The sequence below is a fragment of the Roseateles sp. P5_B10 genome, assembly GCF_056400485.1.
This window is the reverse complement of sequence record NZ_JBFULE010000092.1, coordinates 1-12,859: the sequence shown is the minus strand read 5'-3', so window position 1 is coordinate 12,859 and position 12,859 is coordinate 1. Positions and strand designations below refer to the sequence as shown.

Annotated in this window: 12 protein-coding genes; 6 read left to right on the top strand and 6 right to left on the bottom strand. The window is 68.3% G+C overall.

The genetic code is table 11. The features are described from left to right. Nucleotides 1-1,494, top strand: a 1,494-nt coding sequence (gene exaC / locus AC1DU6_RS08915) for an acetaldehyde dehydrogenase ExaC (RefSeq protein ID WP_477856782.1), incomplete at its 5' end; no start/stop codon positions are given. A 19-nt stretch (nucleotides 1,495-1,513) separates the two neighbouring features. On the opposite strand, the gene AC1DU6_RS08910 is transcribed toward exaC, so the two are convergent. Then, complete coding sequence (locus AC1DU6_RS08910; protein ID WP_477856780.1) at nucleotides 1,514-2,164, bottom strand: hypothetical protein; 651 nt, start codon at nucleotides 2,162-2,164, stop codon at nucleotides 1,514-1,516. 185 nt (nucleotides 2,165-2,349) lie between these two features. On the opposite strand from AC1DU6_RS08910, the gene AC1DU6_RS08905 reads away from it, so the two are divergent. Both AC1DU6_RS08905 and AC1DU6_RS08900 read left to right on the top strand, forming a co-directional pair. After that, nucleotides 2,350-2,916 (top strand): flavodoxin family protein, encoded by a 567-nt coding sequence (locus AC1DU6_RS08905; protein ID WP_477856778.1) that lies wholly within the window; start codon nucleotides 2,350-2,352, stop codon nucleotides 2,914-2,916. Between the two features lie 49 nt (nucleotides 2,917-2,965). Next, complete coding sequence (locus AC1DU6_RS08900; RefSeq protein WP_477856776.1) at nucleotides 2,966-3,448, top strand: GNAT family N-acetyltransferase; 483 nt, start codon at nucleotides 2,966-2,968, stop codon at nucleotides 3,446-3,448. 6 nt (nucleotides 3,449-3,454) lie between these two features. On the opposite strand, the gene AC1DU6_RS08895 is transcribed toward AC1DU6_RS08900, so the two are convergent. After that, nucleotides 3,455-4,726, bottom strand: a complete 1,272-nt coding sequence (locus AC1DU6_RS08895) for a glycerophosphodiester phosphodiesterase family protein (RefSeq protein ID WP_477856774.1) — start codon at nucleotides 4,724-4,726, stop codon at nucleotides 3,455-3,457. Between the two features lie 182 nt (nucleotides 4,727-4,908). Here AC1DU6_RS08895 and AC1DU6_RS08890 point away from each other — a divergent pair, with 182 nt between their 5' ends. Then, nucleotides 4,909-6,684 carry a S8 family peptidase gene (locus AC1DU6_RS08890; protein ID WP_477856772.1) on the top strand — a complete coding sequence of 592 codons (1,776 nt, stop codon included), beginning with the start codon at nucleotides 4,909-4,911 and terminating at the stop codon, nucleotides 6,682-6,684. A gap of 9 nt (nucleotides 6,685-6,693) precedes the next feature. Here AC1DU6_RS08890 and AC1DU6_RS08885 read toward each other — a convergent pair whose 3' ends face one another. The 4 genes from AC1DU6_RS08885 to AC1DU6_RS08870 are packed head-to-tail and all read right to left on the bottom strand — an operon-like array spanning nucleotide 6,694 to nucleotide 11,243. Then, nucleotides 6,694-7,953, bottom strand: a complete 1,260-nt coding sequence (locus AC1DU6_RS08885) for a glycoside hydrolase family 10-like protein (protein WP_457447559.1) — start codon at nucleotides 7,951-7,953, stop codon at nucleotides 6,694-6,696. Between the two features lie 4 nt (nucleotides 7,954-7,957). After that, entirely contained in the window at nucleotides 7,958-9,091 is a 1,134-nt protein-coding gene (locus tag AC1DU6_RS08880; protein ID WP_477856770.1) for an acyltransferase family protein, read from the bottom strand. After that, nucleotides 9,088-10,365 carry an MFS transporter gene (locus AC1DU6_RS08875; RefSeq protein ID WP_477856768.1) on the bottom strand — a complete coding sequence of 426 codons (1,278 nt, stop codon included), beginning with the start codon at nucleotides 10,363-10,365 and terminating at the stop codon, nucleotides 9,088-9,090. The genes AC1DU6_RS08880 and AC1DU6_RS08875 overlap by 4 nt, the downstream gene beginning before the upstream one ends. Continuing rightward, the gene (locus AC1DU6_RS08870) at nucleotides 10,362-11,243 is read right to left on the bottom strand and encodes an N-acetylmuramic acid 6-phosphate etherase (RefSeq protein WP_477856766.1); all 882 of its coding nucleotides are present in this window, start codon (nucleotides 11,241-11,243) and stop codon (nucleotides 10,362-10,364) included. The genes AC1DU6_RS08875 and AC1DU6_RS08870 overlap by 4 nt, the downstream gene beginning before the upstream one ends. Before the next feature lie 226 nt (nucleotides 11,244-11,469). On the opposite strand from AC1DU6_RS08870, the gene bufA2 reads away from it, so the two are divergent. Together bufA2 and bufB are read left to right on the top strand one after the other, a co-directional pair. Beyond that, entirely contained in the window at nucleotides 11,470-11,724 is a 255-nt protein-coding gene (gene bufA2, locus AC1DU6_RS08865; RefSeq protein ID WP_056200244.1) for a BufA2 family periplasmic bufferin-type metallophore, read from the top strand. A gap of 157 nt (nucleotides 11,725-11,881) precedes the next feature. After that, a complete protein-coding gene (bufB, locus tag AC1DU6_RS08860) occupies nucleotides 11,882-12,703 on the top strand; it encodes an MNIO family bufferin maturase (protein WP_477856765.1) in 822 nt (273 codons plus the stop codon). Nucleotides 12,704-12,859 lie beyond the last annotated feature (156 nt).

Genomic DNA, 12,859 nt, shown 5'->3' with positions numbered 1-12,859 from the left:
GGCGCCAAGATCGCCTACAAGGCGCGTTACGACAACTTCATCGGCGGCAAGTTCGTGCCGCCCGTGGAGGGCCAGTACTTCGACGTCATCACGCCCATCAGCGGCAAGGTCTACACGCAGGCCGCGCGATCGAGCGCCGCAGACATCGAGCTGGCGCTGGACGCCGCCCACGCCGCTGCCGCGAGCTGGGCCGCTGTGCCGCCGGCCGACCGCGCCAACCTGCTGCTGAAGATTGCCGACCGCATCGAGCAGAACCTGGAGCTGCTGGCCTACGCCGAGACCGTGGACAACGGCAAGCCCATCCGCGAGACGTTGAACGCCGATATCCCGCTGACAGTGGATCACTTCCGCTACTTCGCCGGCTGCGTGCGTGCGCAGGAAGGCGCTCTCTCCCAGATCGACGGCAACACCATCGCGTACCACTTCCAGGAGCCGCTGGGCGTGGTGGGCCAGATCATTCCGTGGAACTTCCCCATCCTGATGGCGGCCTGGAAGCTGGCCCCGGCACTCGGCGCGGGCAATTGCGTGGTGCTCAAGCCCGCCGAGAGCACGCCGGTCAGCATCCTCGTGATGGCCGAGCTGATCGCCGACCTGCTGCCGCCGGGCGTGCTGAACATCGTCAACGGCTTCGGCCGCGAGGCCGGCATGCCGCTGGCCACCAGCAAGCGTATCGCCAAGATCGCCTTCACCGGGTCGACCGCCACCGGGAAGGTCATTGCCCAGGCGGCGGCCAGCAACCTGATCCCCGCCACGCTGGAGCTGGGCGGCAAGAGCCCCAACATCTTCTTCGAGGATGTGATGGCCGAGGACGACGCCTTCCTGGACAAGGCCATCGAGGGCCTGGTGCTGTTCGCGTTCAACCAGGGTGAGGTCTGCACCTGCCCCAGCCGCGCGCTGATCCAGGAGAGCATCTACGACAAGTTCATGGCGCGGGCGCTCAAGCGCGTGGCCGCCATCAAGCAGGGCAATCCTCTCGACACCGACACGATGATGGGCGCGCAGGCTTCGGCCATGCAGATGGACAAGATCCAGACCTACCTCGCGCTGGGCAAGGAGGAAGGCGCCAAGGTGCTGATCGGTGGCGACCGCGCCCATCTCGGCGGCGACCTGGCGGGCGGCTACTACATCCAGCCGACGCTCTTCCAGGGCAACAACAACATGCGCATCTTCCGCGAGGAGATCTTCGGCCCGGTGCTGGCCGTGACCACCTTCAAGACCGAGGCCGAGGCGCTGCAGATCGCCAACGACACGCCTTACGGCCTGGGCGCCGGTGTATGGAGCCGCGATGGCAGCCGCGCCTACCGCATGGGCCGCGCCATCCAGGCCGGTCGCGTGTGGACGAACTGCTATCACGCCTATCCGGCGCATGCGGCGTTTGGTGGCTACAAGGAGTCCGGCATCGGCCGCGAGACCCACAAGGCCATGCTCGACCACTACCAGCAGACGAAGAACCTGCTGGTCAGCTATTCGCCGAACGCGCTCGGGTTCTTCTGAGCGAAGCGGCTCGCGCCGATCAGCGCGGGCGGCCTCGCACCAGCGGCAGTACACCTGACGTCAGCAAGGCCAGCATCGCCAGCGGCAGCGAGCCAGGCAGCGGCAGCTGGTTGGTGGAGCGCATGGCCACGCGCAGGTTGTCCAGCCCGGTCTCTTCGTTGCCGCCGTTGCCTTCGTGTGCCTCGGTCCAGCGGAAGGCCGCGATGGCACTGGTCGAGATCACGCCGACGAAGATCGGCGCGCCGCTGCCGCCCGAGATGGCGAGGTCCTGCGTCGTGCCGTCGCTGAAGAGGAATGACAGCAGGCCCTGGTCGACCGCGGTGCTGGGCACGCCGGGGCTGGATTCGAAGGCCGTGATGTCCAGCGCGGCGGCGAGGAAGGGCAGCGCGTAATGGCCTTCGAAGTAGGCATTGCCGAGGTTGCGCGCGCCAAAGGCCGTGGCCGTCTGCGCGAAGGCCTGGACCGGGCCGAGGTTGCTGGTCAGCGTGACGCCGGGCAGCACCGCCACGCCTGTCAGGTTGGTGCCGGACGAATAACCGGAGAAGTCCTGCGTCTGCGCCGCCCCGCTGATGGCGCCCTGCCATGCCGCGAGGCTGTTGTAGACGGACACGCTGGCGGCCTGGGCCGCTCCGAGGGTGGACAGGGCAAGGGCAAGCAGGGCACGGCGCATGTTGGTTCTCCCGAGGAGGCTGTCGCGCCATTGGGCGACTGAAGTCCCCGCGGCGCCCACCCCAAAGCCTGGGGGGCGCCCCGCAGATGGAGGGGGAGGTCAGCAGGCTGCACGCTTGCCCTGTGGCGCGCAAGGGGCATGGGCTTGGAGCCATCATTTGCTTCCGCCAAAGCACCTCTGCCGCCATGACCGAACCCGCCGCACGCCGTGTCCTCGTCCTGCTCGCCAGCACCCGTGCCGATGGCAATGCCGAGCTGATGGCCGGTGCGGCCGTGGCGGCTCTGCCCGACGGCACCGAGGTGCGCTGGCTGCGTCTGGCCGAGCTGGGGCTGCCGCCCTTTGTGGACGTGCGCCACGAAGGCAGCGSCCAATACCCCGAGCCCGAGGGCGATCTCGGCCGAGTGCTGAAGGACACGCTGTGGGCGACGGACCTCCTCGTCGCCTCGCCGCTGTACTGGTACAGCCTGCCCGCACCGCTCAAGCTCTACCTTGACCACTGGAGCGCCTTCATGCGCGTGCCGGGCCTGGACTTCAAGCCGCAGATGGCCGGCAAGGCCATGTATGTGCTGTGCGCCACCAGCAGCGGCGACGAGCCCCACCTGGCTGCACCCCTGGTGGACAGCCTGCGCTTCAGCGCCGGTTACATGAAGATGCGCTGGGGCGGCGCCGTGCTGGGCGACGGCACGCGGCCCGGCGACGTGCTGAAGGACGAGGCCGCGATGGCCGCTGCGGCGAAGCTGCTGCTGGCGTGATCGCCATGACCTCAGACTGGCGGCTGACCGCGCCGTTAGGCTCTGACTCATGCTGCACTTTCGCCCGCTGTTCCCGCAGGACCAATCCACGCTGTGGGACTGGCTGCACATCGCGCTGTGGGACCCGCCGCCCGCGCCGCTGCGCCCGCGCGAAGTGCTGGACAACCCTGGCGTGCGCATCTATGCCGATGACTGGGGCCGGCCCGGCGACATCGGCCTCGTGGCCGTGCGCAATGGCGCGGATGCGGGCGCCTGCTGGATGCGTRTGCTGCCCGAGGGCGTGGGCCTGGCGTCGGTGGATGCGAGCACGCCGCAGCTGGGCATCGGCTTGTGGCCGGCCTTCCAGCGCCAGGGCATCGGCAAGGCGCTGATGTTGGCGTCGCTGGACGCCGCCTGGCGGGCCGGCCATGCCCAGGTCGCGCTGACCGTCCACCCCGAGAACCCGGCGCGGCGCATGTACGCCAGCTGTGGCTTCGAGGAGGCGGGGCTGCGCGGCACGTATCACCTCATGGTGGCGCGCCGCCCTGCCTGAGCCGGCTTACTTCTGGCCAGTGCAGTTGGCGTAGAAGCTGACGGTGGCCGGCCAATCCGAGAACACGCCGATCACGCCGACCTGCTCGGCCAGCACGTCCAGCATGCGGAACATGTCGCCCTCGCGGGTGATGGCGCTGTCATAGGTCTGGTAGTAGGAGCCGTTGTTGCCGTCGGCCAGGATGCCGCTGCGCTCCAGCGACCAGGTGATGATGTCCAGGCCGGCGGCCTTGGCGTTGCGCGCGTACTGCGAGGGCAGGATGTTGCCGCTGGTGTCGGCTGCCAGCAGCACCCACAGCGGCGGCGCGACGATGCGCACGCCCTGGGCACGGTAGGCCTTGAGCTGCTCGGCGGTGGGCACGTCGGTGGGCACGTTGGCGTCATCGAGGTAGACGGCCTGGCGCCCGAAAGCCGGCTCGTTCTTGACCCAGTACAGGATGTCGTTGAGGTCGAAGCTCTGCGCCCACACGTCTCGCGCCGGCACGCCCGCCGCCTTGTGCTCGTCGAGCATCTTCTGCGCATAGGCGGCCTGCGTGAAGCCGTCAAAAGGCATGACGACGCTGGGTGCCTTCAGCTCGGGCGTCATCTTCACGCCGAGCTGCTGGAACAAGGCGATGGCTTCCTTCAGCGTCAGCAGCGTGCCGCTGGTGGGGCCGGCGTAGAGGTCGGTGCGGAAGTTCGGCGTGCCGGCCATGTACTCGGCCACCGTGCGGCCGCGCGGGTTGAAGGCGTCCATCTTGCCGCGCAGGGTCTTGAACTCGGCCAGCGTCAGCTCGCTGGTGCGGCATTCGGCCGCAGCGGGTGCGATGAGGGTGCCGGCGGCGTCGAAGGCGGCCGGCGTGAAGGGCTTGATGCATTTGCTCGCCAGCGGCGTGGTGAGGATGTTGGTGGTCGTGTGCAGGTCGTTCTGCGCATGGCGGCAGACCAGCTCCTTGTCCTTGGTGAAGGTCACGTCGCACTCGACGATGCCGGCGCCCATGCGTGCGGCGGCCTCATAGCTCTCCTTGGTGTGCTCGGGGAACTGCAGCGGCGCGCCGCGGTGGCCGATGGAGAACAGCGTGGGCCTGTAGCTTTCGCGCGAGGCGGCGCAATGCTGCAGGCGCTTCTTCAGCGGGCTGTCGTTCATCTCGTTGACGAGGAAGAAGGGGCGCGGGCCCAGCTGCACGCTGGCGATGCCGGTGTTGCCGCCGCGGCGGTCACCGTCGGCATCGTGGGCCCAGGCGGGCAGGCTGGCGGCGGCAAGCAGCAGCAGTGCGAGGCGGGTGAGGGTGCGGCGCATGGATGTCTCCGTTGGTTCAAGCACGGCAGGCTAGGCAGCCGCCGTGAAGCCGGCATGACAACGGCGCCCGGGCGCGCAAGCTAGGGGGCGCGCGCAACAAACGAAACCAACCGCGTGCGCCACTGAAGCGGGGCTGCAACGGGCGCTGTCGAGCATGAGGGTTCTTTGACACGGAGCCTTCCATGCACCCGACCTACAAGCCCTTCGCCCTCAGCTTCATCGCCGCCGCACTGTTGAGCGTGATGAACCCGGCCTCCAGCCAGACCCAGGCCCGCACAGAGCCCCAGGCCGCCGGCCTCATCATCAAGTTCCGCGACGGCGCGCGCACGCCGGTGGCCGCCAAGGCGGCGCTGCAGGGCTTTCGGGCCATGAGCGAGGCGCGCGGCCAGCGCGTGGCCTTCGACCGGGAAAGCGCCCTGGGCCATCGCGTCATCCGCCTCGCCCAGCGCGTGCCGGCCAGCGCGCTGGCCCAGCTGGCGCGCGACATCCAGCTGTCGGACCCGAGCATCGAGTCCGTCGAGATCGACCACGTCATGCAGCCCACCTTCACGCCCAACGACACGAACTGGGCCAACCAGTGGGACATGAGCGACCCGACCGGTGGCATCAACGCGCCCAAGGCCTGGGACATCGGCATGGGCTCCGGTGTGCGCGTGGCGGTGCTGGACACCGGCGTACTGCCGCATGCCGACATCGCGGCCAACCTGCTGCCGGGCTATGACTTCATCACCGACAGCACCCGCGCCGGCGACGGCGGCGGCCGCGACAGCAATGCCGGCGACCCCGGCGACAACGTCACAGCCAACCAGTGCGGCGCGGACAAACCGGCCCAGAACAGCAGCTGGCACGGCACCCACGTCGCCGGCACCATCGCCGCCGTGGGCAACAACGCGCTGGGCGTGACCGGCGTGGCGCCCAAGGCCAGGATCGTGCCGGTGCGCGTGCTGGGCAAGTGCGGCGGCGCCACGTCGGACATCGCCGACGGCATCGTCTGGGCCGCGGGCGGCTCGGTCGCCGGCGTGCCGGCCAACGCCAACCCGGCGCTGATCATGAACCTGTCGCTGGGCGGCGAAGCGGCCTGTGCCAGCATCACGCAGTCGGCCATCAACTACGCCTACAACAAGGGGGCGGTGATCGTTGTCGCGGCCGGCAACGACAGCCAGGACGTCGCCAAGCAGACGCCGGCCAACTGCAAGCATGTGATGGCCGTGGCCGCGACGAACAAGGTCGGCGCGCGCTCCAGCTATTCCAACTACGGCGACATGGTGGACATCGCGGCGCCCGGCGGCGACGCGACCTACGGCAACGTGCTGTCGCTGTCCAACTCCGGCATGAGCGGCCCGGTGGCCGACGGCTACAGCTGGCTGCGCGGTACGTCCATGGCGGCGCCACATGTCGCCGGCGTGGCTGCGCTGATGGCGGCCGTCAACTCGACGGTGTTGCCGTCGGACATGGCCTCCTTGATGCGCTCTACCGCGCGCGCCTTCCCGGGCAGCTGTACAGGCTGTGGTGCCGGCATCGTCGACGCCGAGCAGGCCATCATTGCGGCGCGCGGCTTGCGCCTGGAGAAGGAGCCCAACGACACGCTGGCCCAGGCCCAATACCTGAACGTGTTCCCGGCGCGGGTGCGCGGCACGCTGCAGCCGGCCTACCCGCAGTTCGTCGACATCTACTCGGTCAACCTGGCCGCTTCGACGACGCTGCAGACCACGCTGACGCTGGACCCGCCGACGCTGCTGGATATCTTTGCCTTCAATGCGACGATGGAGCTGCTGGACGCCAGCGGCAAGCTGATCAAGGCCGGCGCCATCATCAACGGCAAGACCGAGGTCAACTACTTCAACGCGACGGGCAAGACCATGGCGGTCTATCTGCGCGTGAAGAGCACCTCGTCGTCGCTGAGCACCAGCGACCGCGGCTACGAGGTGCAGCTGCGCAAGATCACTTACGCGTACTGAGCCAGGCCGTCAGGGCGCCGCGTAGGGCCCACTGCGCAGCGCGTCCGCAATGCCCTTGCGGTTCTGCGACAGCGCCGCCATGCTGAAGTGGATGTGGCCGCTGCCCGGCGAAGCGCGCCGGATGATGTCGATCTGGGCCAGCACCTCGTCGGGCTGCCAGCTCTTGTCGGTGTCGTTGATGCGGCTGGTGAACAGGCCCGGATGGATGGGCCGGCCCAGGGGGTTGGACGCGCGCCAGGCCTGCAAGAGCGGCTCAAAGGACTGGGCCGTCTGCGAGCGCGGCCAGTAGAGCTGGGGCGCGAGATAGTCCATCCAGCCCTCGCGCAGCCACAGCTCCACGTCGGCATAGAGCTTGTCGTACTGGCTGAAGCCACTGATGCCGGCCGGGCGTGCGTCGGGCTTGGGAATGCCGAAGGGGCTGACGCCGACGCGCGTGCCGGGGCGCACTTCATGGGCCAGCGCGTACAGACGCTGCACCAGCGTGTTGACGTTGTAGCGGCGCCAGTCGTGCCGGCTCAGGGACCCGCCCTTGGCCGTGTAGCGCTGCCAGCTCGGTTCGTCCGGGAAGTCGACCTCCTGCTTGGTGGCCGGATCGTTGATGGGGTAGGGGTAGAAGTAGTCGTCGATGTGGATGCCGTCGACGGCATAGCGGCTCAGGATGTCGCGCGCCACGGCCAGGGTCTGCTCGGCGGCGGCGGGCTCGCCGGGGTCCATCCAGAGCTGGTCGCCATAGCGCTTGACCCAGTCGCGGCTGCGGCCGATGTGCGTCTCGGCCAGCGCGGATTTGGCCGTGCTGTGCCGCGCGCGGTAGGGGTTGATCCAGGCATGCAGCTCCAGGCCGCGGGCGCGGGCTTCGGCCAGCCAGACGGCCAGCGGGTCGTAGCCGGGGTGCTGGCCCTGGGTGCCGGTGAGGTATTCGCTCCAGGGTTCCAGCTTGGATTCGTAGAGGGCATCGGCGCTGGTGCGCACCTGCAGGATCAGCGCGTTGAGGCCGATGCGCACGGCGGTGTCGCACAAGGACTTGATCTCGGCCTGCTGCGCTTCAGCGCTCAGGCCAGGCTTGCTGGGCCAGTCGATGTTGGCGACGGTGGCGATCCAGGCGGCGCGCCATTCGCGCGGCGGCGGGGTCAGCACGGTGGCGGCCGATGCTGCGGGCGCTGGCGGCGTGGCCGCCAGCGCTGCCTCGCCCGGCGGCACGGGGGCGGGCGCCGTGGCGCAGGCGGAAAGCAGCGGAACGGAGGCGAGGCTGAGCAGGTCGCGGCGTTTCATGGCATCAGACTTTCATAAACCAGCGCTTGCGATACATGAGCCAGGCGATGGCGTACATGCAGAGCACGAAGGCGATGGCGTGCAGCAGGGAGGCGCTCTTCGGTGCGAGGCCCGAGTCGCGCAGTGGCGCGTACAGCGCGCGGCCGAGGCTGGCGCCGTCGGCAAACTTGACGGTGTAGAGCGTCTTGGCAACGAGGCCCGACAGCGCGAACAGGAAGAGGGCGTTCATGCCGAAGACGACCAGCGGGTGGAACACGCGCGCCCAGCGCTGGCGGGCCAGCGGTTGTGGCATGGCATCCAGCAGCCAGTAGAAGACGGCGAAGACGAGCAAGGCCCAGCCGGCCATCGCGAAGACGAAGGACGGCGTCCACAGCGACTTGTTGATGGGCATCAGCAGCGAGTCGAGCACCTGGCCCAGCCACAGCGAGGCCAGGCCATAGAGCACCCAGGTCATGGCCTTGTCGGCGGGCTGCCTCTTGGAGGCCAGCACATAGCCGGCGAGCACGCCCAGCAGTTGGGTCGACACGGCAGGCAACGTCGACAGCAGGCCCTCGGGGTCCCAGACCTTGGCCTGCTTCCACAGGTGGCCGTCCAGCAGCAGGCGGTCCAGCCAGGCGCCCGCATCCTTGCCCGGCTCCAGCAGGCCAATGTGGACGATGCCGTCTGCGTCGGGCACCGGCAGGCAGAGTTGCATCAGCGTGTAGATGGCCATCAGCAGCACGGCCCACAGCGCCACGCCGCGCTGGCCGTGCCAGATGACGATGGGCGCCGCGGCCAGTGTGCACAGGCCCAGGCGCTGCAGCACGCCGGGAATGCGCAGGGTCTCGAAGTTGAAGTTGGGGATCAGGTTGAGCAGCAGGCCGATGCCGATGATGACCAGCGCCCGGCGTGACGTGCTCAGCAGCAGGGCGGCCTTGTTGGCGCCGGCCTGCGCGCGGCGCGCGAGGCTGAGCGTCATCGCCATGCCGCTGATGAAGATGAAGAAGGGGAAGACCCAGTCCGTGAAGGTCCAGCCGTTCCAGTGCGCGTGCAGCAGCGGCGCGTAGACGTTGCCCCAGTCGCCGGGGTTGTTGACGAGCAGCATCGCCGCGATCGCGAAGCCGCGGAATGCGTCAAGGGAGAGCAGTCGGTCCCTCACTCGTCCTTCTTCCCGAAGTTGTCCGGCACCTTGATCAGCGCCGCCATGACAAAGCTCGGCAGCGTGGCCACCAGCACCCAGGCGAAGAAGGGCACATAGCCGATGTGGTCCTGCAGCCAGCCGCTCCACATGCCGGGAATCATCATGCCCAGGGCCATGAAGCCGGTGCAGATGGCGTAGTGCGCCGTCTTCTGGGCGCCATCGGCGACGTGGATCATGTACATCAGATAGGCCGTGAACCCGAGGCCGTAGCCGAACTGTTCGGCGGCCAGCGCGCCGCTGATGACGGCGAGGCTGGTCGGATGCGTGATGGCCAGCAGCAGGAAGGCGACGTTGGGCACATGCATGGCCAGCACCAGCGGCCACAGCGCGCGCTTCAGGCCGATGCGGGAGATGATCCAGCCGCCGGCCAGGCCACCCAGCGTCAGTGCCGTCAGGCCGACCGTGCCATAGGCGATGCCAACGGCCTTGGTGGACAGGCCCAGGCCACCCTTGTCGACGGGGTCGAGCAGGAAGGGTGAAGCGAGCTTGAGCAGCTGCGCCTCGGGGAAGCGGTAGAGCAGCAGGAAGCCCAGCGTGATGGCGATGCCCGGCTTTTTGAAGAAGCTGGCGAACACGGCCATGAATTCGGCTGCCAGCCCGCGCGCCGCGCCGCGGCCAGGGCCTTGCACGTCGGCCGCAGGCCGGGGCAACACGAGCGCATGCCAGGCCGCCAGCAGCACGAACAGCCCGCCCAGCAGCCAGAACACCCAGGTCCAGGCTTGCACGACGCTGCCGCTGCGCTCGGTCAGCTCACCGGCGAGATAGACCAGGCCGCCCTGGCCGCCGATGTTGGCGAGGCGATAGAAGGTCGAGCGCACGCCCACGAAGGCGGCCTGCTGGTGCTGCGGCAGGGCCAGCATGTAGTAGCCGTCGGCCGCGATGTCGTGCGAGGCGGACGCGAACGCCATCAGCCAGAAGACCGCGAGCGACAGCTGGAAGACCTTGTCCGCGGGAACAGTCAGCGCTACGCCGGCCAGCGCCGCGCCGACGAAGAACTGCAGCACCGTGACCCAGAGCCGCTTGGTGCCGAACAACTCGGCCAACGGCGACCACAGCGGTTTGATGACCCAGGGCAGGTAGAGCCAGCTGGTGTAGAGGGCGATGTCGGTGTTGGAGATGCCGAGGTTCTTGTAGAGCACCACCGACAGCGTCATGACGACGACGTACGGAATCCCCTGGGCGAAGTAGAGCGTCGGGATCCACGCCCAGGGCGAGCGTTGCTGGGTGTTCACGCAGCCAGTGCCCGGCTCACGCTGCCATCGACCTTGTCCAGCAAGGCCTGCGCCTCGCGCGCATCGACACCGCGCTTGAGCATCACCAGCGCCGTCTTCACATGGTGGTCGCATTGCGCCAGCGCAGCCTGCGCATCGGCCTCACTCGCGCCCGAGGCGCGCACGGTCAGCGCCACTGCCCGCTTGACGAGCTTCACGTTGGTCGCCTTCAGGTCCACCATCAGATTGCCGTAGACCTTGTTGAGCCGCACCATCAGGGCCGACGAGAAGGTATTCAGCGCGATCTTCTGCGAGGTGCCGGCCTTGAGGCGCGTGCTGCCGGAGATGACCTCGGCGCCGGTGTCCAGCACGATGCCGATCTCGGCCTGCTGGGTGACCGGCGCGCCGGGGTTGTTGGCAAAGCCGATGGTCAGCGCGCCGGCCGCGCGGGCGGCCTCAATGGCACCCAGCACATAGGGCGTGCCGCCGGACGCGGCCAGCAGCAGGGCCACGTCATTGGGGCCGGGACTCAGCGCGTTCAGGTCGGCGGCGCCCTGGGCGCGGTCATCTTCGGCGCCTTCGACGGCGACGAACATCGCGCCCTGGCCGCCGGCGATGACGGCGACGGCCCGTTCCCGTGGCCAGGAAAAGGTGGGGTAAAGCTCCACGCTGTCCAGCACGCCGAGCCGCCCGGAAGTGCCGGCGCCGGCATACAGCAGCCGGCCGCCGGCGCGGATGCGCGGCAGTGCGGCGTCCACGGCGGCGGCGAGCTGAGGCGCGGCGGCTTTGACGGCTGCGACGGCATCGACCTGATCGGCGATGAATGCATCCAGCAGTGCCGGCGTGGCGTAAGTGTCCAGGTCGGGATGCCGGGTGCTCGGGGTTTCGGTGTTCAGCATGGGGATCGGAAGCGAAGCTGACGGACTCTAGCGGCTGGCGCCGGACCATGACGAATGCCACGCGCCATTGCAGTCATAACGTCAGGTAATCAGAATCTGCCTGTCGGTTGTAAGGAGTTGGGCATGGCCCCCGACAGAAGCTGGCAAGTCGATGTCGGATGCATCCGGAATCGGCCTGTGGTGAAACCTCTCACATTCATCCACTTTTATCTCCTGGAGACTCGATATGAACGCATCCCTCAAGACTGGCCTGGGCATCGCTGCCGCCGCTGCTGCCCTGTTCGCCACCGCCGTGCCGACGACCGCCATGGCCGCCGACGGCATGGTCAAGTGCTCCGGCGTGAACGGCTGCAAGGGCACTTCCGAGTGCAAAACCGCCAAGAGCGATTGCAAGGGCCACAACGGCTGCAAGGGCCAGGGCTGGGTCAGCAAGAAGAGCGCTGACGAGTGCACCAAGGCTGGCGGAAAAGTTGAAAAGTAAGCCGGCCTGAAACGGGCGAGGTCGCATGCGGCCTCGCCGCCATCTCTGAAATTCAGCCACAGAGACACGGAGGCACAGAGAGGCTCGGCTGCCGCGATGTGCTGGTGATTTCTCTGTGCCTCTGTGCCTCTGTGGCTGTGTTCTCTTCATCGACTGAATGACCAAGATTGAAGGCTTCGGCCTGGGCTTGCGCGTCGAGCATTACGCGGCCTTCGAGGCGGGCGTGGATGCCACCGTGCGGCCCGACTGGCTGGAGATCATTTCCGAGAACTACATGGTGCCCGGCGGCCCGCCGATGGCGCATCTGGAGCGCATCCGCGCGGACTACCCGCTGGTCATGCACGGCGTGTCGCTGTCCGTGGCAGGGCCCGCACCGCTGGACCTGGGCTATCTGCGCGAATTGAAAGCGCTGGCGGACCGGCTTGAACCCGGCTGGGTGTCCGACCACCTCTGCTGGAGCGCCGACGCCCACAGCCAGCTGCACGACCTGCTGCCGATGCCGCTGACGCGAGCGGCGCTGGACCATGTGGGCGGCCGCATTGCCCAGGTGCAGGACATCCTCGGCCGGCCGTTGGTGCTGGAGAACGTTTCCAGCTATGTGCGCTTCGCGGCCGACGAGATGACGGAGTGGGACTTCATCGCCCAGTTGCTCAAGGCCACCGGCGCCCAGTTGCTGCTGGACGTCAACAACGTCTATGTCTCGGGCCGCAACCACGGCTTCGACCCCGTTACCTACCTCGATGCGATTCCCGTCGAGCCCGTGCGACAGATCCACCTCGCCGGCCACGAGGACCGTGGYGACATCGTCATCGACACCCACGACCACCCGGTGCGCGACGAGGTCTGGGTGCTGTACCAGCATGCCGTGAAGCGGTTTGGCACCGTGCCGACCATGATCGAGCGCGACGACCACATCCCGCCGCTGGAGAGCCTGCTGGCCGAGCTGGCCGTGGCCCGCCGCCTGGCGACCACCTCATGAGCGTCATCCAGCAACAGCAGCGACTGGCCGCTGCCATCCGCGACGGCGTGGACGCGACCGGCCTGCTCGCTGGCGACCACGCGACAGGCCTGGAGGTCTACCGCCATGCCTATCAGGCCCGCCTCCTGGCGGCGCTGACCGACAACTACACCGTGC

Excerpts from the sequence above, each read along its gene's own strand:
- bufA2 (WP_056200244.1), top strand. The coding sequence starts at position 11,470 with ATGAACGCATCCCTCAAGACTGGCCTGGGCATCGCTGCCGCCGCTGCT.
- AC1DU6_RS08870 (WP_477856766.1), bottom strand. The coding sequence starts at position 11,243 with ATGCTGAACACCGAAACCCCGAGCACCCGGCATCCCGACCTGGACACT.
- AC1DU6_RS08895 (WP_477856774.1), bottom strand. The coding sequence starts at position 4,726 with ATGCGCCGCACCCTCACCCGCCTCGCACTGCTGCTGCTTGCCGCCGCC.
- AC1DU6_RS08910 (WP_477856780.1), bottom strand. The coding sequence starts at position 2,164 with ATGCGCCGTGCCCTGCTTGCCCTTGCCCTGTCCACCCTCGGAGCGGCC.
- AC1DU6_RS08885 (WP_457447559.1), bottom strand. The coding sequence starts at position 7,953 with ATGAAACGCCGCGACCTGCTCAGCCTCGCCTCCGTTCCGCTGCTTTCC.
- AC1DU6_RS08890 (WP_477856772.1), top strand. The coding sequence starts at position 4,909 with ATGCACCCGACCTACAAGCCCTTCGCCCTCAGCTTCATCGCCGCCGCA.